Source organism: uncultured Limosilactobacillus sp., from assembly GCF_934202235.1.
Taxonomy (GTDB): Bacteria; Bacillota; Bacilli; order Lactobacillales; family Lactobacillaceae; genus Limosilactobacillus.
Map to the genome: position 1 here is coordinate 1 of NZ_CAKPXS010000033.1, position 18,726 is coordinate 18,726.

16 protein-coding genes and 1 pseudogene are annotated in these 18,726 nt (G+C 50.0%); 6 read left to right on the forward strand and 11 right to left on the reverse strand.

Annotated features, from left to right (window positions below; translation table 11 throughout):
- Positions 1 to 108 precede the first annotated feature (108 nt).
- The 10 genes from Q0E49_RS05690 to Q0E49_RS05735 form a co-directional block, all read right to left on the reverse strand.
- Complete coding sequence (locus tag Q0E49_RS05690) at positions 109 to 1,677, reverse strand: nuclease-related domain-containing protein (RefSeq protein WP_295746969.1); 1,569 nt, start codon at positions 1,675 to 1,677, stop codon at positions 109 to 111.
- Between the two features lie 95 nt (positions 1,678 to 1,772).
- A complete protein-coding gene (locus Q0E49_RS05695) occupies positions 1,773 to 3,218 on the reverse strand; it encodes a C69 family dipeptidase (RefSeq protein ID WP_295746970.1) in 1,446 nt (481 codons plus the stop codon).
- 157 nt (positions 3,219 to 3,375) lie between these two features.
- Positions 3,376 to 3,948, reverse strand: coding sequence for a DJ-1 family glyoxalase III (locus Q0E49_RS05700; RefSeq protein ID WP_295746971.1), 573 nt, complete (start codon positions 3,946 to 3,948; stop codon positions 3,376 to 3,378).
- 10 nt (positions 3,949 to 3,958) lie between these two features.
- A complete protein-coding gene (locus tag Q0E49_RS05705; protein ID WP_295746972.1) occupies positions 3,959 to 4,966 on the reverse strand; it encodes an alpha/beta hydrolase in 1,008 nt (335 codons plus the stop codon).
- Between the two features lie 121 nt (positions 4,967 to 5,087).
- On the reverse strand, positions 5,088 to 6,521 hold the full coding sequence (locus tag Q0E49_RS05710; protein ID WP_295746984.1) for an MFS transporter: 1,434 nt from the start codon (positions 6,519 to 6,521) through the stop codon (positions 5,088 to 5,090).
- Between the two features lie 83 nt (positions 6,522 to 6,604).
- Positions 6,605 to 7,966: a threonine/serine exporter family protein gene (locus Q0E49_RS05715; RefSeq protein WP_295746973.1), complete on the reverse strand. Its 1,362-nt coding sequence runs from the start codon at positions 7,964 to 7,966 to the stop codon at positions 6,605 to 6,607.
- 465 nt (positions 7,967 to 8,431) lie between these two features.
- Positions 8,432 to 9,919 carry a glutamate--tRNA ligase gene (gene gltX / locus Q0E49_RS05720; protein WP_295746974.1) on the reverse strand — a complete coding sequence of 496 codons (1,488 nt, stop codon included), beginning with the start codon at positions 9,917 to 9,919 and terminating at the stop codon, positions 8,432 to 8,434.
- An 82-nt stretch (positions 9,920 to 10,001) separates the two neighbouring features.
- Entirely contained in the window at positions 10,002 to 11,162 is a 1,161-nt protein-coding gene (locus Q0E49_RS05725; RefSeq protein ID WP_295746975.1) for a PIN/TRAM domain-containing protein, read from the reverse strand.
- 37 nt (positions 11,163 to 11,199) lie between these two features.
- Positions 11,200 to 12,579, reverse strand: a complete 1,380-nt coding sequence (radA, locus tag Q0E49_RS05730; protein ID WP_295746976.1) for a DNA repair protein RadA — start codon at positions 12,577 to 12,579, stop codon at positions 11,200 to 11,202.
- A 9-nt stretch (positions 12,580 to 12,588) separates the two neighbouring features.
- Positions 12,589 to 13,128: a dUTP diphosphatase gene (locus Q0E49_RS05735; protein ID WP_295746977.1), complete on the reverse strand. Its 540-nt coding sequence runs from the start codon at positions 13,126 to 13,128 to the stop codon at positions 12,589 to 12,591.
- Positions 13,129 to 13,272: 144 nt separating this feature from the next.
- Here Q0E49_RS05735 and Q0E49_RS05740 point away from each other — a divergent pair, with 144 nt between their 5' ends.
- The 5 genes from Q0E49_RS05740 (at position 13,273) to Q0E49_RS05760 (ending at position 17,664) form a co-directional block, all read left to right on the forward strand.
- Entirely contained in the window at positions 13,273 to 13,560 is a 288-nt protein-coding gene (locus Q0E49_RS05740; RefSeq protein ID WP_295746978.1) for a GNAT family N-acetyltransferase, read from the forward strand.
- 17 nt (positions 13,561 to 13,577) lie between these two features.
- Positions 13,578 to 14,267: a ribose-5-phosphate isomerase RpiA gene (gene rpiA / locus Q0E49_RS05745; protein WP_295746979.1), complete on the forward strand. Its 690-nt coding sequence runs from the start codon at positions 13,578 to 13,580 to the stop codon at positions 14,265 to 14,267.
- A gap of 54 nt (positions 14,268 to 14,321) precedes the next feature.
- The gene (locus Q0E49_RS05750; RefSeq protein ID WP_295746980.1) at positions 14,322 to 14,936 is read left to right on the forward strand and encodes a sugar O-acetyltransferase; all 615 of its coding nucleotides are present in this window, start codon (positions 14,322 to 14,324) and stop codon (positions 14,934 to 14,936) included.
- A gap of 57 nt (positions 14,937 to 14,993) precedes the next feature.
- Complete coding sequence (locus tag Q0E49_RS05755) at positions 14,994 to 16,331, forward strand: C1 family peptidase (protein WP_295746981.1); 1,338 nt, start codon at positions 14,994 to 14,996, stop codon at positions 16,329 to 16,331.
- A gap of 163 nt (positions 16,332 to 16,494) precedes the next feature.
- A complete protein-coding gene (locus Q0E49_RS05760) occupies positions 16,495 to 17,664 on the forward strand; it encodes an MFS transporter (protein WP_295746982.1) in 1,170 nt (389 codons plus the stop codon).
- A 99-nt stretch (positions 17,665 to 17,763) separates the two neighbouring features.
- On the opposite strand, the gene Q0E49_RS05765 is transcribed toward Q0E49_RS05760, so the two are convergent.
- Positions 17,764 to 18,171 carry a dihydrofolate reductase family protein gene (locus Q0E49_RS05765; RefSeq protein WP_295746983.1) on the reverse strand — a complete coding sequence of 136 codons (408 nt, stop codon included), beginning with the start codon at positions 18,169 to 18,171 and terminating at the stop codon, positions 17,764 to 17,766.
- Positions 18,172 to 18,665: 494 nt separating this feature from the next.
- On the opposite strand from Q0E49_RS05765, the pseudogene Q0E49_RS05770 reads away from it, so the two are divergent.
- Positions 18,666 to 18,726: pseudogene (locus tag Q0E49_RS05770) on the forward strand (helix-turn-helix domain-containing protein); the annotation flags it as partial.

The window sequence follows — 18,726 nt, forward strand, 5'->3', positions numbered from 1 at the left end:
TAATCTTCGTATTGATGCTAATTTTAGCCATAAAAATACCCTCGGAGTTGAATTTCCAACTCTGGGGGTACACGTCAACGAGACCAAGCTCGCTACTCTTTTTTGTAGTTAGTTTTTTCGTGGTTGGTGGGTAAGATACCCGTTACAGGTTTTTAGTCCCGCTTCTTGGAGGGCCCTGATTAATTCAGGGTCCTTTTTCTTTACCAGGTCGTCAAGGTTGGTGTTGCTGAGTTGCCTAATCAGTTGAAGCTGCTGCCAGGCGCCCGCCAAAACCATATCTGGCCGTTCCGGGAAAAGGTATTGTGGATAGGCTTTTTCCGGTTGTTGCGCATGGGTCAATGCTTCTGCTACTTGTTCAACCACCTCAGGACGCAGGTTGCCCGCCGCTGAGCTAACCTCTTGGACCAGCTCATCAAGACCAATAAAGTGGTCCGCCGGCTTGCCCTGTGGTGCCGTCCGGCGCTTTGTGGCCGGGTTTGCTGACACATAGAGGACGTGGATGTTCTTGGTCAAATAACGAAGGTGCTTTTCAGTCAGTGGATCTTTTTTCAGCGCCAATTCAACCGCTGCCCGGTGGTTGGCTCCCTGCTTAACAATGTTCATTTTCTCATAACGTTTAAAGTGCTTGCCCCACTTACCATAAATGGTGCCATCATTATTAATCCCCAATTCACTGGCACGAAAGTTTTTGACTTCCAGGATAAAAATCCCTTGCCGGTTGACAACAACGCAGTCCACCTGGTTGCTATTGGGGTGTTGACCATCATAGGAGTACGGCAAATTCAAAGACGTCAGTAATTGGTTATGACCTTCGCCAACCACCCGCCGGATTCGTTGTTCCCCAACTATGCCGCGGAGAAAACCAGTCAGTCGTCGCTGAAAGTCAGCCATTTCTTGTTGCCACTGGTCGCGGTCCTTAATTCCGCCGTCAATCTCGCCTAAGCGCAACCGCCCACTATTCGACAGGAAGGAGGGTTTCTGGTCACGAATGTCCATTGCCTGGTCTTTTGCTTCCTTAATAGCAAACTTAAACTGGTCACGCATCTGCTGGTCCTTTTTTAGCAGGTCCTCTAGTTGTTGCCGGTAGTAGTCAACAAAACGCTGCCAATACTTAATTCCCCGTTGTTCATCATCACGTTGCCAGGTCTGACCATCATTAACGAGTCGGACTTGCTGGGGATGGCTATCCACGTAATTGACCAGCTGCTCATTACTCTTGCTGATTTGCTGGCGATATTCACCAGCCGTCTTTTTAACTTTAACAATTTGCAAAAAACCAGTATGACCATCATGAACCAGTGCATCATCGAGCCGCTGTTGGAGGCGCTCAATGGCGGTTCGGTATTCAGCGAGTGAACTCCTCACGAGCATGTAGTAACGACCAACCAGCTCCTTCGTCGTCATTGCACCGCTGACTTCTGGTTGAACGTAAATCGTGGTATCAACGGCCGGCGTCACGTCAGCCGCTGTCTTTTCACCGGCGGCCGCAAATGGTTGGTTAACAGCTACCTGCTGGTCCAGCTTCTTCCTCAGGTCCTCATTCTGACGTTTTAACTCTTCATATTGGTCGTGTAGTTGATGATAGTCTTTCACGACGGCGAAATATTTTTCCGCCAGTTCGGTGATGGTGTATTGCTGCCCGCCAAAGCTAACAGTCGGTTCATGTTTGCCAAACATTACGATCCCTCCAATAACAGGAAGATTATAGCATATTGAACAATAAAAAATCCCGGCGTCAGTGACGTCGGGATTGCCGAAAGCACCAGTAGTGCTTACAGGTTTTCGTCCATCTTAAAGGTTAACTTCGACAGGCCCATGCCGTTCATCAGCAGCTTGCTGAGCAGTTCCTTCGTCCGCTTACCCATTTCACGGTTCATCTTGGCCATTTCATCACTCAAGAACAGGTCCGCTTGGTCGCGGTCCATCTTCTCGTCAGCAACCTTCTGGGCGGTCGTCTTGACCCACCGATACAGGTATTCACGGGCCGCCTTCAGGTAGTCAAGGTCATCTTGCAAGAATTCCGAGTAGTATGATTCAACTGTTTCAGACAGGACCCGGTACATCCAGTAGGCACTCCGCAGGTTCATATTCAGTGAAGTTGGGGTAACGGCGTAAGTTTGAGCAATCGTCGTTGCTTCGCTGAAGAACGGGACGTACGGCGTAAAGGTTGGCACCCCTAAGCAGAGCCACATGATGTGGTTAGCATAAGTTGGCATCTCCGGGTTAACCTGCAGGACGTGTGAGTTCTGGGTCCGGTTTAAACCAATCGGTCGGAAACAAACGCGGTCTTCTTCACTCCCCTTGCCAAGCGGGTCATACGGGGTGTTTTCGTAGTGACTACCCAGGTAGGTCTGCATATCTTCCAGGGTAATCTTGTGATTCGTCCGGGCAATGAATGGCAGGTCAAAGTCAGTTGGTTCCATCGTTTCTGACGGGTTCATCAGCAGGTGCCCATACCATTGCCGTGGCGTGTTGTAGTGAGTATCAAAGGTCGTTGCCGTCCCAAAAATGTGGCGGAAGTTCCAACCATGTTTATCAGGGTTCAAGTTGTTATCACTAACAAATTCCTGGATTCCCTCTGACCACATAAAGTTCTTCGGGTCGTCGAAGTTGACCTGTTGGATAGCGACCCGGTTACCGGTCACGGCATAGGCGTCATCCGGAATTCGTTGGGCAACCCAGTGGTGACCAGTGACGATTTCCATGTACCAAATGTCATTCTCGTCGACGAAGGCAACACCATTGCCTTCTGCCGAACCATACTTTTTAATTACCTGGCCCAGACGGGTAACGGCATCGCGGGCAGTATCCGCATACGGCAGCGTCATCGCAACAATCACGTCTTCGTTCACCCCGCGGTCAGTATCGAGAGGATCAATTGCTAAGACACGTTCGTTCGCATAAACACTTTCCGTGGCGCTCATGCCGACGCCCTTTTCGTTAAAGCCGCTTTCATCAAAGACCCCTTCCTTACGGAAATTAGAGTCCAGGTTAGGAACCCCCTGGTAGCGGTAACCACTTGTCGGGCATTCACCCTCAAACTTGTTGAGGTATGACTTCACCACCCGTTGTTCATTACTGTATGCAGGATAAATCTTGACCTTTTGTGGATCGATCGGGCCAAAAGTGTCGACATTCCGGCCCACCATCAACGAACCGTCAATCGTGGCGTCCTTGCCGGCCAAAAAAGAAGTACAAGTTGCGATCTGCTTTGCCATTAACCAATTCTCCTTTGTGAATGTGTTATGTGGAAACATTTTACCGTGATTAGTGTCGCGATTCAATCAATATGCTGAAATAGGTCGTGAAAACGGCGCCAATTAGAAAAAATAACGCGAGCCCGAGAAGATTCCCGTCCGCGTTATTCCACTTACTTTAAATATTTTCCTTTAAGAAATCGTAGAGCATTGCGTGCTGAAGGTCTTGCGTGTCAATGCCCAAAACGGCCGCAATTTGAAAGGCGTAGGCCATCGCTGTTGCTGGTCCCCGGCTAGTAACCAAGTGGTGTTCGTGGTCAACGACCGTAATATCCTCGTGGAAGCGGCTGTCCTTGGCTTCTTCAGCAACCGCTTCTTCCATGCCGGGGTAAACGGTGTAATCAGCGTTGTCTAACAAGCCATAGTGGGCAAAGGCGGTTGGCGCTGCGCACATTGCGCAATTCCACTTACCAGCTTGCTGGCGCTTAACCATCAGCTTCTCCAGTGGCTGGCAGTTACGAAGGTTCTTTGCCCCGCCCATACCACCAGGAAAAATCACGGCATCATAATCTAGAAGCGAGTCATCAAGCACTTTATCGGCAGTTAGTTGAATGTCGTGAGCCCCGCTCACTGAGGTCGAGCTCAGCCCCACCATGTCTGCCTGAATGCCCAGTCGGCGAAAAACGTCTACTGGTGTCAGTGCTTCGACTTCTTCGCAACCATCTGCACACATAATTGCAACTTTTGTCATTGAAATCCTCCTATTCTACCGGCAATTCATCTTGCCGGATTGTTTGAACGATTGTTTTCAGCGCCGTTGCCGCTTCAGGAATGTCATAAAGCGGGTAAATATGGAAGAGCCCCCGGCCAATATGATAGTCAACCTGAACGCCCTGGTGGCGGAGCTTCCGAACAAAGTCGTTAGTTTGCGGGTACATCACCTCGTGAGTCCCGGTAAAGACCGTCACCCGACGCAGGGGGTGAACATCCCCATATAAGGGACTAACCCGGTAATCGCGCGGGTCGGCCTTGCCAGCCCACAGGCGGCCAATATGGCGCAGGCCAGCCGGATCGAGGGTGACATCCTTTTCCACGTAGCGGTCAATTAGCTTGCTGCTCATCGTCACGTCCACCCACGGCGAAAGCAGGATCAGGTTACCCGGCTGCGGCAATCCCCGTTGGCCAAGGTATTCACAAAAACCTGCTGCCAGCCCGGCGCCCGCAGAGTCCCCCATCAGGGTAATGTTGCTGACGGCGACCTGGCTATAAATGTCTGTATACAACTGTATCAGGAACTGGTAAGCAGCCGTGAAATCATGCTGAGGCAGCAGGGGATAAAGCGGCACGATCACCTGGCAGCCCGTCGTCATGGCTAAACGGTTTAAAAACTGCCAATGCTGCTTGTCTGCCCGCACCAGATAAGCGCCGCCAATGAGGTAAATAATCCGCGCCTGGCTATCCTCACCGTTGCTATTCAGGACCACTACCTCGCTACCAGCAATTGTCTGCTTACTAACGGCAACGTCAAAACTAACCCCGCGGGGAAAGCGATATGGTTGGTCGTTATCCTTCCGGCTCTGAGCAATCAGCGCCGCCAATGACTGCGGGTCGCCAAGGGCCCGCTTAAACCCCGACAGCTGAATCCCCACTGACGCCACCGTTGCTCGCCGCGAAACGTGGTGCCCGCACCGTCGCAAGTCCTTAAGATTTTCACTAAGGTTGGCTGCTAAGCCGGCAACAAGGGATTGTGATTTTTTGCCATTAACCATCCTGGGTGCTCCTTCTTCTTTGTTATGGGTAAATCGTAACACGAAACGACCACCACCAGCTAATTATTTTGCCGGCAAACAAAAACGGGCCTGCTCCTTAGCACACCCGTTAGTAATCTTTTTATTCGGTTCTGTCCCGTAAACGTGACTGTTTGATAGCCACCGTTAACGCAATCAGCAGGCAGAACGCCCCGAGGATAAAAGCAACAATCATTGTATTGCGGTAGCCGTGGAAGAGGATGTGCCGCATCGTTGGTACCAGGCCCGCCGGTAAATTCTTGGCCGTGGCGGCATTGGTCAGCTGGTTCATCATCTTCATCGTAATCCCGTGGTGCCTGCCTAGTTCACTTTCGAGGGTAACGTTAAGTACGACACCATAGAGGGCGGACATCATGGTCTGACTGAGGATCCGCAGCAAGTAGGCCACGGAGGTGGCGACTGGCAGGTCATCCACTGCAACATCTGTCTGAACGCTCACCTGAAGGATATTAAAATTAAACCCAACGCCAAAGCCTTCAAAAGCACCCGCAACCAGCAGTAGCCAGAATGGTGTCTTCTGTCCACCCAGCAGGACAATGCCAAAGGCAATCATCAACGTCAGTACCCCACCGGTAACTAACCAGTACTTAGGATGGCGCTCCTGAGCAGTTGCCGCAACTTCCGCACCGGCAAAGTTAGTCAATGCCCCGGGAATCTGCGTGACCCCACCAATCAGGGCGCTCATTCCTAGCAGTCCCTGGGCCCACATCGGAATGTAGGTAATAAAGGCGATAAAAGCACCCCACATAACCACGAATAAGGAAAAGTCCACGACCAGCTGCTTATTGGCAAACAACCGACCAGGGATGATTGGGTCTTGGACGTGACGTTCCGTCATTGCCATCCAGACCATCAGCACAAGTCCGGCGACTAACATCACCGCCACCAGCCAGCCAGCACTTGTCCCCACCATTTCGATTCCTGCCAGAATAGCAGTCAGTCCCAGGACCATCAAGGTTGCTCCCCGGTAGTCAATGTCCTTGCCAGCTGCTCCGTGGTGAGTCGGCTTAAAGTAGAGACCAACAATCGTAATGGATACTAGGGCGATTGGGACGTTAATGTAGAAAATCCACCGCCAGTTCCAGGTATCAACGATCCAGCCACCAAGCAGTGGTCCAACAATGGAGGCAGTGTTAAAAAAGGCACTGGAAAGTCCGACAACCTGCGCCCGCTGGTGGAGGTCATCATACAAGAAGCCATAAGCGATCATGGGGATCGTGTTCATCCCGCCAGCGCCAATCCCCATTATTGCCCGGGAAATGATAAAAAACTGGATATTCTGCGCCGAGCCCTGAAAAATCGACCCACCAATAAACAACAGCGTGGCAGCCAAAAAAGCCACCTTGTTGCCGACGTGTTCACCAAACTTACTCCACAATGGCGTCGAGACCGACATCCCTAACAGGAAGATGGCAACAATCCAGCCAATGTAGGATAAGGCATGGAGGTCACTAGTAATTGCCGGCATGGCAGTGTTAACGATCGTCCCGTCGAGTCCTGCCATGATGTTGGACATCAATAGAGCGACCGTCACCAGCTTTAAGTGGGGTTGCCCCTCCTCAGTTTTATGTTCCACAAATCATCCCTCTTTCTGCAAAATTAGCCGTTATGTCGCCACTTCGCGTCCGTCAATATCCGGGCAGTTGTTAGCCCCAACGGCAAGGCAATCACGATTAGCGCTGCCTGGACGAGCCAGAAGGCCCCCACGCTGACTGAGGTTAGGCCCATGTTGTACATTGACCGGTACATATATAAACCGGGGACCATGATGACAATCGATGGTACGGTAATCGCAATCCGCGGGTAGCCCACCTGACGGCGAACCACTGAAGCCAGGAGACCAGCAGTTAAGGCCCCCAGAAAGGCTGCCGCGCCACCGGGCATCTGCAATAAGTCAACGAGTTCTAATCGCAGCGTGTTGGCCACCGCACCGATGCAACCAGCTAGTGCCGCCAATCGCACCGTACTGTTAAACATAATGGAGAAGCCGAAAACCCCGCAGAAACTCATTGCTAACCGCAGAAGGGCCATCACTACTGGTGCCAAACCCAGTGGGAGAAAGTTTTGCGGGCGCAGGTGCAGGCACATGGCTACCAGCCAACCAGACATGGTAGCGACAACAATAATCATCAACGCATAGGTCAACCGTTCGAGCCCCGAAGCCATGTCAAGCTTGGACATGTCCAACCCGCTGGTAATAAATGGGAATCCCGGAATAATGAACAACATCGCACCAATATAACCCGCTTCGTGCCGCGCCCCAACGTGACACAAAACTTCCAGGGCATTAAGAACGAAAAAGTAAGTCACACAAGCAAACAGTACCGCCACCGCGATACAGGCCAGCAGCGTGATATGGTGGTCGATCAGCTTGCGCCGAACAAAGTTACCGACTGTTGCACCAAAAAAGCAACAAAACATTTCAACCGGCCCACCGCCAAGCAGAAAAATAAAGGCTGCACAAGCCAGACCAGCTGCCAAGCCAACTTTTAGTGGCGAGTAGTAACCCTTGGTTTTAGCGATTTTACTCAGCATATTATGAATCTCGCCGATAGTCATATCGCCACCACGTTGTTCAAACATTTTCATAAAGCTTTCCAGTTTTGCCAGCTTACTAGTGTTCACACCAGTACTTGCCAGCGATAACGATTGTGAATAAGACTGGTGCTCATCCATACAGGTATATTCAATGCTGGTAAGCCCGATTTCAGCTGAACAAGTCATTTTTAACTGCCGCGCTGCGATATTCATTGAATCGCGAACCCGCCAGGCCCCTGTCCCACAGCTCAGCAACATCAACCCAATCCGGCCAACGATAAGTGACCGGTCGACCAAGGTCGACTTGGCCGCCGGTGTATAGTTATCACTAGTCATAATATCGTGCCAGGGGATCTGCATGTGGTGATGCTCAAATTGTTTGATTTGCTGGTCAATTTGTGAATCGGTTGACTTGATCGTCATCGTTCTTTATTCTCTCCTCATTTTAAACAATCGCTAACTACTATACGCAGTTTTACAATTATTGTCCACTTCTCTTCCATTTTCTGTCGTTGTCCGATCATAAACTATCCCTGTTATTTATCACATTTTCTTCACATTCTAGTGATAACATATAAAGTGTAGTAAGGAAGACCCTACTACAACTTCAAACCGATTATTTTTCATTACTCCTCCCAATAGTAACCGAAAAATAGTAATTACGAAATCTCCCCCAAGATTACCGTAATACCAGACGACCGCTACCCCAAAGCGGCCGTCTTTTTTTGTGCCATCAGCTAGTAGTTGAACGCCGGCCAGCCACGCTGCCACATTGTTATTTTCTGATCAGCACCGGCAACTTTGCTGCCACAAAAAATGACCCTTGCCGTGCAACTAAGCGGCGAGGGTCATTCACTGATTAAGCAACCTCATCAGGTGATATGTTAATTACTTGAGTTCAGTAATCATTTGGTCGAGGTGCTTCAAGGTCGTTTCCTGACCAAACAGTTCGATACTTTCTGGCAGCTCAGGACCTTCCATCTCGTGGGTCACGGCAATCCGGATTGGCATCCATAACTTCCGGCCACGAATCCCCGTGTCCTTTTGGATACCCTTGATGATCGCCAGAACGTTAGTGGCGTCCATAAAGTCCAACGCAGCAATCCGCTTGCGGAATTCCTGTAGCACAGTCAGTGCATCGTCATCCTGCATTTCCTTCTTGGCATCATCGCTAATTTCGTCCGGACCGTTCACAAACGGCTTGACGTAGTCGATGATTTCGTGGGCGTAACTAATTTCGCGCTTGAAGAGTTCAACGCAACGACGCATCCATTCCATCTTCTGGGCACCAGCATGCTTTTCCATCAAGCCAGCCTCGATCAGCTGTGGCATTGCGACGTCAAAGACCCGGTCAGCCGAAACAGCCTTCATGTACTGGTTGTTAATCCAAATTAACTTCTTCCGGTCAAAGGCGGCTGGCGATTTGCTAAGCCGCTTTTCATCATACATCTTAATAAACTGCTTGAGAGAGAAGATTTCGTCTTCACCAACTGGTGACCAGCCCAGCAGGACAATGAAGTTAACCATTGCTTCTGGCAAGTAGCCAAGGTCACGGTACTGTTCGATGAATTGCAGAATTGATTCATCACGCTTACTGAGCTTCTTGCCAGTTTCACTATTGATGATCAATGCCATGTGACCAAACTTCGGTGCCTTCCAGCCGAGTGCTTCATAAATCATCAGCTGCTTTGGCGTGTTGGAAACATGGTCGTCACCACGGAAGACATGGCTGATCTTCATCAGGTGGTCGTCAATCACCACGGCGAAGTTGTAAGTTGGCATCCCGTCACGCTTTTGGATAACAAAGTCGCCACCCACCGTCTTCGATTCAAATGAGAGGTGGCCCTTGACGATGTCATCCCATTCGTAGGTCTTGCCTTCAGGGACACGGAAACGAACAACAGGCTTCAGACCCTTTGCTTCGGCTTCAGCCTGTGACTGCTTGATTTCCTCATCAGTCATCCCCGCATATTCGTAAACGTAATGCGGTGCCTGGTGGGCTGCCCGCTGTGCTTCACGGGTCGCTTGTAGTTGTTCTTCAGTCACGTATGACTTGAATGCCAGGCCCTTTGCCAACAGCTCGTCGATGTACTTTTGGTAAATGTCCTTCCGTTCAGACTGGCGGTATGGACCGTAGTCCCCACCAATATCTGGACCTTCATCCCAGTCCAGACCCATCCACTTCAGGTTATCCAGCTGGGAGCGTTCACCATCGGCGATATTCCGCTTGGTGTCGGTGTCCTCAATCCGGATAATAAACTTGCCCTTGTAGTGGCGGGCAAACAGGTAGTTAAACAGTGCCGTCCGGGCGTTACCAATGTGCAGGTGCCCCGTTGGACTTGGAGCATAACGAACACGAATTTCGTTCTTTGACAATCTATTCAGCCTCTTTCGTTTGTCGAGTTTCCTAAACCATTATATTGTACTATTTTCCAGACGCAACCGTTAACGAAACTTTTTATTTCTTCTGCTGGTTGCTTTTGCCTTGCTGCTTCGTCTGGTGATGGTCTTTTTCGTCGTGTTTTTCACCCAGCCCCTTCGTCGAATGGAGCATCCGGGCAAAAATCATCCGGCCGGCATCAGTTTGCAAGGCACTCGTCACTTCGACCATCACTTCCTTGTTCATAAAGAAGCGACCATCTTCAATGACCACCATCGTCCCGTCATCCAGGTAAGCTACTCCCTGCTGACGTTCGGTTCCCTTCTTGACGACCTTGACTTCCATCCGTTCGCCAGGGATTACCCGTGGGCGCAGCGACTTCGCCAAGTTATTGATGTTAAGAACCTGGACGTTCTGGAACTGGATCACCTTATTGAGGTTGTAATCGTTGGTGACAATCACCCCGTCAACCTTCTTGGCCAGCGCAATCAATTTGCTGTCGACTTCCTTAATGTCAGGAAAGTCTTCGTTGGACATCTCGATTGGCACAATCTTTTCCGTCCGCAGCTTGTTTAGGATGTCTAAGCCTCGCCGGCCGCGAACCCGCTTGATACTTTCGCCGGCATCAGCAATATACTGCAGTTCATAAAGGACAAAGTTGGGTACCAACAGTGTTCCTTCGAGAAAGCCGGTCTTGACCAGGTCATAAATTCGCCCATCAATCAGGATGTTAGTGTCTAAAATCTTGTAGTGGTGGTAGTTTTCGTCCTGCTTGGACATGACTTTACCAGTCGATGGTTTTTCAATCTCGGCCTTGCCAAAGAAGGTCTTCCAGTCATCAATCCTGGTTGTCCCCAGTTGGAAGCCAAAATAGGAAAAAGCAATCATCAGCAGAATTGGCAAAATATTGTCAATCACCGGAATGCTCGTCCGCCAGAGCGGGATTGATATTAGGATTGCCAGTACCAAACCAATAATCATCGCCAGTGAGCCGATGATGATATAGACAGGACTTTTCGACGATAGTTGTTTTTCAACCCGTTTGATCAACCTGACAATCCAGTCTGTCATCGCAAAAGATAATAACCAAAAAATAAGTGCACCAGTGATGATGTCAACAAATACTAAAAATACCTGTGGCATCTTCAAATGAATTGCTAGCCAGAACAGTGGCAGGTAGTAAAAGCCCATCGCTGCTCCTACTAACAGAAAGAGCAGCCGAATTAGTCTTTTCCGCATCTTGTTCACCTCCTTTCAAAAATTATCATTAATTCTCTTATTCGGGGAGAGCTAACCGTAAGGCCTCACCGATCGTTGACACCCCAACCACTTCGATCGGGCTTTGCGGCTGCCAGCCCTTCAAATTGTTTTTTGGAATAAAGATCCGCCGAAAGCCCAGCTTAGCTGCTTCGGCCACCCGCTGTTCGATCCGGTTGACCCGCCGGATTTCACCGGTCAGCCCCACTTCACCCACGAAAGCATCCGTCGGCCGTGTTCCCCGGTCCCGGTAGCTCGAAGCAATCGCCACGGCCAATGCCAGGTCAATGGCTGGTTCATCCAGTTTCACCCCACCAGCCGCCTTCAGGTAGGCATCCTGGTTCTGCAACATCAAATTAGCTCGTTTTTCCAGCACCGCCATAATCAGCGAAACCCGGTTGCGGTTCAAGCCGGTGGCCGTCCGTTGAGCATTCCCAAAGACGGTTGGCGTGACCAGGGCCTGGATTTCGACCAGGATTGGCCGGGTCCCCTCGAGTGAAACAACCACCGCGGACCCAGTGGCGTCCTTCAACCGTTCTTCCAGAAAAATCTCCGATGGATTGCGAACTTCCTGGAGCCCGTCCTGCCGCATTTCAAAGATACCTAGCTCGTTCGTGGAACCGAACCGGTTTTTGACTGCCCGCAGGATCCGGTAAGTATGGTGGAGGTCCCCTTCAAAGTAAAGAACCGTGTCCACCATGTGTTCCAGAATTTTCGGGCCAGCAATTGCTCCGCCCTTGGTCACGTGACCAACGACAAAGACGGTGATGTTCATCCCCTTAGCAATCTGCATTAACTGGGCAGTTACCTCGCGGATCTGTGACACAGAACCAATGGCGGAAGTGACGTTGGTCGACTGCATGGTCTGAACCGAGTCAATCACGACATACTGCGGCTTCATTGAGTCAATGGTGGCGCGAATCGAGTCCATATTCGTTTCTGGATAAATGAAGAAACTGTCACCAGAGACATGGAGGCGTTCGGCCCGCATCTTCACCTGGCTGGCACTTTCTTCCCCCGAAACGTAGAGGACGCTGTGCCCCTCCGCACTCAGTTGTCCTGAGACCTGCAAGAGCAATGTTGACTTCCCAATCCCGGGGTCACCACCGATCAAGACCAGTGAACCGGGGACGATCCCGCCACCCAGGACGCGGTTTAACTCGTTGAGCTTGGTCTTGACCCGCGGCGTCTTCTTAGCATCAATTTCATTTAACCGTTGCGGTTTGGCGACAATTCCCGTTAAGGTTGCCGCATGGGCAGTGGTCTTTTTGGCCGATGCCGTCTGCACGACTTCTTCCACCAACGTATTCCACTGGCCACAATTCGGGCACCGTCCCAGGTACCGCGGCGAATTATAACCACAATTCTGGCAAACATACTGTGTACGTACTTTGGCCATCAGACTCTCCTACTTCTTCGTTGACCCAAAACCACCCGTCCGGCTCGCCCGCGGTGCTTCTTCATTATCAGCGGTCAGATATGGCAAAAAGATTGCCTGGCCAATCCGTTCACCCTTTTTAATCGTGTAGTCACGGAGACCATAGTTGATCAGCTGAACAAATAACTCACCTTCATTAGAAGGGTTATTGTAGTAATCAGCATCAACAATCCCGACCCCGTTAGGTAAAATCAGGCGGCGTTTCAGGGGCGCACTGGAACGGTTGGCTAATAACACGAACTCGTTTGGTTGCATATAGCACTTAATTCCGGTGGGTACTAGAAATGGTTTCAGTAATTGATCACCAGCTAGCAGTTCTTCCGCTGTTACCTGGTCAGGCTGATGGTGCAATGCCCAGAGGGTCTTTAAAAAGTTTCCCCGCCAAATAGATGGGAGAACAAAGTCTTCACTGGCTGCCAAGTCGTAGCCTGCTGCACTCTTCGTTTGCCGTTGGGGAAGCTGAATTCCCTGGTCCCGTTTTGCTGACACAATTTCAAAACCGCGTAACATTATTTCACCTCGTTAGTTCTTCTCAAACATACTATTACAATTATACGTGAAATCCAGCTTAATGACACTTTTTTGTCCCTTGACTTTTAGTCTGAAGCATCGGAAAATCGACATGTAAAGCGATTTATCAAGGGTGGTGAGTTTGTGAAATTTGTTGCTGACAACAACCGGCTAACCGTGACCGACAACGGCACCTGGGTGGGGGAGTTATCTTTCCCCGCGCTAAACGCCCACCGAGTCGTGCTGGAGCGGACCTTTGTTGTTCCCGCCTACCAGGGTCAGGGGATTGGCAGCCAGTTAGTGGCACGGTTTGTCGACTATGCCCAGCAGCATCATTTAACCGTCAAGCTCATGTGTCCCTTTGCCAAGCAGGAGTTTAACCGGCACCCCGCTTACCAGGAGGTCTTGCCTGTAAGCGACCGGTGGCGGTAACAGTTAGGAGAGAGATTATGGATCAAACTGAACAAAACAAGCTAAAGGCCCTTGTTGGCCAAGAAGCTGTCAAGTACGTCAAAGATGGCATGATCGTTGGTCTTGGTACCGGGAGTACCGTTCGTTACATGGTTGATGCCCTGGGTAAGCGGGTGAATGAAGAACACCTCAACATCGTTGGTGTTACCACTTCGACGCGGACGACCAAGCAAGCCGAATCACTTGGCATCACCATCAAAGACCTCGACGATGTTGACCACATTGACCTGGTCATCGACGGTGCTGACGAAATCAGCGACGACTTCCAGGGTATCAAGGGTGGCGGCGGTGCCCTCCTGTGGGAAAAGATCGTGGCCGATGCCTCTGACAAGTGCATGTGGATCGTGGACCAGTCTAAGATGGTGCACCAGCTGGGGGCCTTCCCGTTGCCAGTCGAAGTCATTCCGTTTGGTAGCTCGCACGTCTTTGCCAAGATGGAAAAGTTTGGCTTTAAGCCAAGCTGGCGGATGGACGGGGAAGAAAAGTACCTCACCGACCAGCAGAACTACATTATTGACCTCCACCTGGGACAGATCGACGACCCGGCTAAGCTCTACGAAAAGCTTATTCACATCGTTGGCGTGGTCGAAGTCGGCTTATTCCTGAACCGGGTGAACGACGTGATCATCGGGACTGACAACGGTCCCGTTGTTAAGCACGCCCGTTAAAATTAATTCAGCTTACTCACCGGGGACTTATCCCCGGTTTTTTTGGAGGTCACCATGGATCAAAACACTAAAAACATGCTGGCTGGCAAGCCGTATTTCTCCAATGCCGCGGAATTAGCCGTCTGGCAGCAGCAAGCACACCAGTTGAACCGCCAGTATAACCAAACTGACGAAACTGACAGCAAAACCCGTCAGCAGATCATTGACCAACTGGTCCCCCATCATGGTAAAAACGTCACCCTGGCCGGTCCCATTTTCTTTGACTACGGGCGCTTCACCACTATTGGTGATGATACCTACGCTAACTTTAACCTGACAGTCCTCGACACCTGCCCGGTCGTCATTGGTCGCCACTGTATGTTTGGCCCCAACGTCTCCCTGGTAACTGCCAAGCACCCCTTACTAGCCGACCAGCGCAACCCGCACGTTGCCAGTGATGGTTCCATTCAGCCGGCTGAACTTGGCGCCCCGATTACCATCGGTGATAACGTCTGGTGTGGTGCCAGCGTTACTGTCCTGCCGGGAGTGACAATTGGTGATAATGCTGTCATCGGTGCCGGGGCAGTCGTCACTCATGACATCCCCGCTAATTCGGTGGCCGTTGGCGTCCCGGCCAGGGTGATCCGCCAGTTAAGTGAAACCGATCGTCGCGCCGATTGGCCTTACTAGTCAGTCTGCGCTCGTTAGCCTATAATATTGTTACTAACACCATAAGGAGGAATTCTTTTGTCTTTTGAAATTACACCCACTGACTTGAAACAATTCAGTCAAGATTACCAATCACGGCAAGATAGCGCCGTTTTAGAAAGTGCGGTCACCAAAAATGGTGTTCGCGCCGCTAGTTTTAACTGGCACGCCATTGCCGATAACGACCCTCACTTTTCGATTGACCTGGCAACCGGTGATGTCGCCGACCAAAAACGGTCTGGACGTTGCTGGATGTTTGCGGCATTAAACACGATGCGTCACCAGATGCACGAAAAGTTCAACCTCCCGGATAACTTTGAACTTTCCCAGTCGTACATGTTCTTCTGGGACAAGGTTGAAAAAGCTAACTGGTTCTACGAAAACGTCCTCAAAACAGCGAACCTGGACCATGACGACCGCCGGGTTGCCTGGTTAATGGCCACCCCCCAGCAAGACGGTGGCCAGTGGGATATGCTCTGCGCGCTGGTTGCCAAGTACGGGGTCGTTCCGCAGTCAGCCATGCCAGAATCATTTAACTCTAACTCGTCTGACGGGATTAACAGCGTCCTCAACAGTCAGTTACGTCACGACGCTGTTTCTCTTCGCAAACTGGTTAATGGCGGTGCCAGTGAAGAGGAACTGAACAAGACCCGGCAAAAGATGCTCAACAACGTCTACCGGATGCTGTGCTACGCCTTTGGTGAGCCAGTCACGACCTTCGACTGGGAATATCGGACCAAGAAGGACAAGGAGTTCCACCGCGACGCTAACCTGACGCCGCAGAAGTTCTTTAAGAAGTACGTGGGCTGGAACCTTGACGACTACATCTCGATCATTCAGGCACCAACGGCCGACAAGAAATACGGCAAGACCTACACGATTGATATGCTGGGCAACGTCGTGGGTGGCCGGCAGGTCAAGCACCTTAATTTGAAGATGGCTGACGTTAAACAATTGGCCATTAAGCAGCTACAGGCTGGCGAAAGTGTTTGGTTCGGTTCCGACGTTATCAAGTACTCTGAAACCAAGCACGGGATTATGGCGCTCAACACTTACAACTACGACCAACTCTTTGACACCGACCTGTCCATGTCGAAGGCCGACGCCCTGGATTATGGCGAATCAATGATGGACCACGCAATGGTTTTGACCGGTGTTGACCTGGTTGACGGTCAGCCAACCAAGTGGAAAGTTGAAAATTCATGGGGATCAAAAGTCGGCACCAAAGGCTACTTTGTAATGAGCGATGCGTGGATGGATAAGTACGTTTATCAAGTTGTCATCAACCGTCACTACCTTAGCGACCAGCTGCAAAAACAAGCCGCTCAAGAACCAATCGTCCTGAAACCATGGGACCCGATGGGGACACTAGCTTAATAGCAGCATTAGTGCTTGACAAATACTAGGCGTATGATATAATACCTGACAATTAAATATTAATTACTAACCAAGCTTCTCCAGCTGTTCGGCTGGCGTAGAAGACCAAAGGGTTGAGATTTGAAATCTCAACCCTTTTTTATTTCAGAGGAGGTCTTGACAAATGCACAAGGAATTTAAACTTCACTGGCTGTTGATTGGCGAACTTTGTGGTAGTTTTGGCAACAGCTTTATTTGGCCGCTAACCACCGTTTATATGCATAACCAGCTTCACCAGCCATTAACTATCTCGGGAATTGTCCTGATGATCTATTCCTTTGCTAACATTGGCGGGAGTATTCTTGCCGGCAAACTTTTTGACCGCTACCAACCTCGGTTGCTGATGTTAACTGGTCTGCTTGGTGCTACCATCGTTATGGGTTGCCTGGTCATTTCAAACGATTGGCCAGCTTACCCGTTGCTGCTCACCATTTTTGGTTTCTTCAATGGCTGGTTAATTACGCTCCTCAACTCATTTGCCACCCAGGTTGCGACCGACAACAGCCGGCTTGTCTTCAACATGGTCTACCTCACCAACAACCTGGGAGTTGTGTTTGGGACGATGGTCGCCGGACCACTGTATCAGCTAGCTGGCAACAGTGTTGCACCACTCTTTGCCGTTTCCATTGTGATGTACCTCGCTTACTGCATCGTGGTTCGGTTTACCTTCAATATTGATCACCGTCAGCCTTCAGCGGCTGTCAACGACCGCTCTAAGACTGCTATTAGTACCAGAACCGGTTACCTGCCACTTAACATTACGCTCCTCATGATGACCATGACCATCATGTGGCTCGCTTATACCCAATGGTCCAGCAACCTTTCTGTTTATTTGACCCACCTCGGAATTTCACTCTCGCTTTATAGTTTGCTGTGGACGATTAACGGCATCCTGATTGTTATTTTTCAATTAGTCATTAGCTGGCTGACTAAGCACGTTACTAACGACTACCTCTTTGTGGTAGTGGGGGTCTCTTCCTGTCTTTTGTCGTTTGTTATCCTAACTCATGCAATGTCATATCCAGCTTTTGTTCTGGGAATGGCCTTCTTAACCCTTGGTGAATCCACCGCTTTCCCGACTATTCCCGCAATTGTTAGCCGCCTGGCCTCGCCAGCTGTCCAGGGAAAGTACCAGGGATTGCTTAACTCAGCCATTTCACTGGGCAAAGCCGTGGGCCCGCTACTGGGCGGAATCATTATTGAACTAACTTCCTACCAGTTCCTTTTTCTGTTTTGCATCACGATTATTGCACTAGCAGAAATAATGGTCATAATCGTGCAGCGCCTGCATTAAGAGTGTCTTGTGTCATAGTATTAAAAAACGACTGCCTACGTTCTGGAAAAGCCAAACGTTCACAGTCATGTATTGCTTACTACAGATACGCTTAAAAGATCAGCGTATTGTTTCAGCCCGCTTAAATAGCAGGTGAACACCACCATCTGACAACTTCTTGACGTCTTGAATATTAAACTGCTCATCAACAAATTGACCAAAAGTATTAAAGGCGCGTTTTCTCTGCGGGTCACCACTAACGTAAGGCGCCACTACCAGGGATACCTGATCGACTAAGCCCGCTTTTAGGAAGGCCCCGTTGATTATCCCGCCACCACAAACAGCTAACGTCTGAATTCCGAAGCAACGTTTGAGCTTAACCAGCGCCTCCTTCAAGTCTAAATTCTGGGTTCCGCAAACGAGATAGGGAATCTTCATCGACCGCAAAAAGACCATATAAGCAACTGGCGCTTGGCGTGTTACCACCTCAATCGTACGGCTCTTGTAACCAAGTAGTTCTTTGTCCATCCGCAACGCCCGTGACGGTCAAAGCTGACCTCCCAAGTTGCTGACTTAATTCCCGCCGGAACCCAGTCCTGATAGTCCAAATTGGCATCTTCATACTGACTTAAGTCAAGCTGGCCCGTTGCCGCGTACATGACAACAGTGGTGGCCCCATTAGCATTGGCGTTGCTTATTTTAAAAATCTGGCGATCATAGAGATCACCCGATATCTTTGTCGTTGGCAGACCATCGTAAGGCCCATCAATTGCCCCATCAATGGAGACCTACATATGAATAATGACTTTTGCGCTTTCCATCATCAGCAACCCTACCATCTTTCTTACTATTATTCTAATCGTTCTTTACCTGACTGTGAAATACCAATTATTAATGAATGGTAGATTGTAAAATTTAAGTTGAACATTTGAGTGGACAGAAAAACCCATAAAAGTCTTTAATGGTGTCGCCAAACTAAACCATGAAAGAAGGACCTTTATGGGCATCACGATCGTGTTGTCATCGAAACACTCCGCAATGAGAATCATTCGCTACGCTATATTGCTAACTATCTTGGTTTTA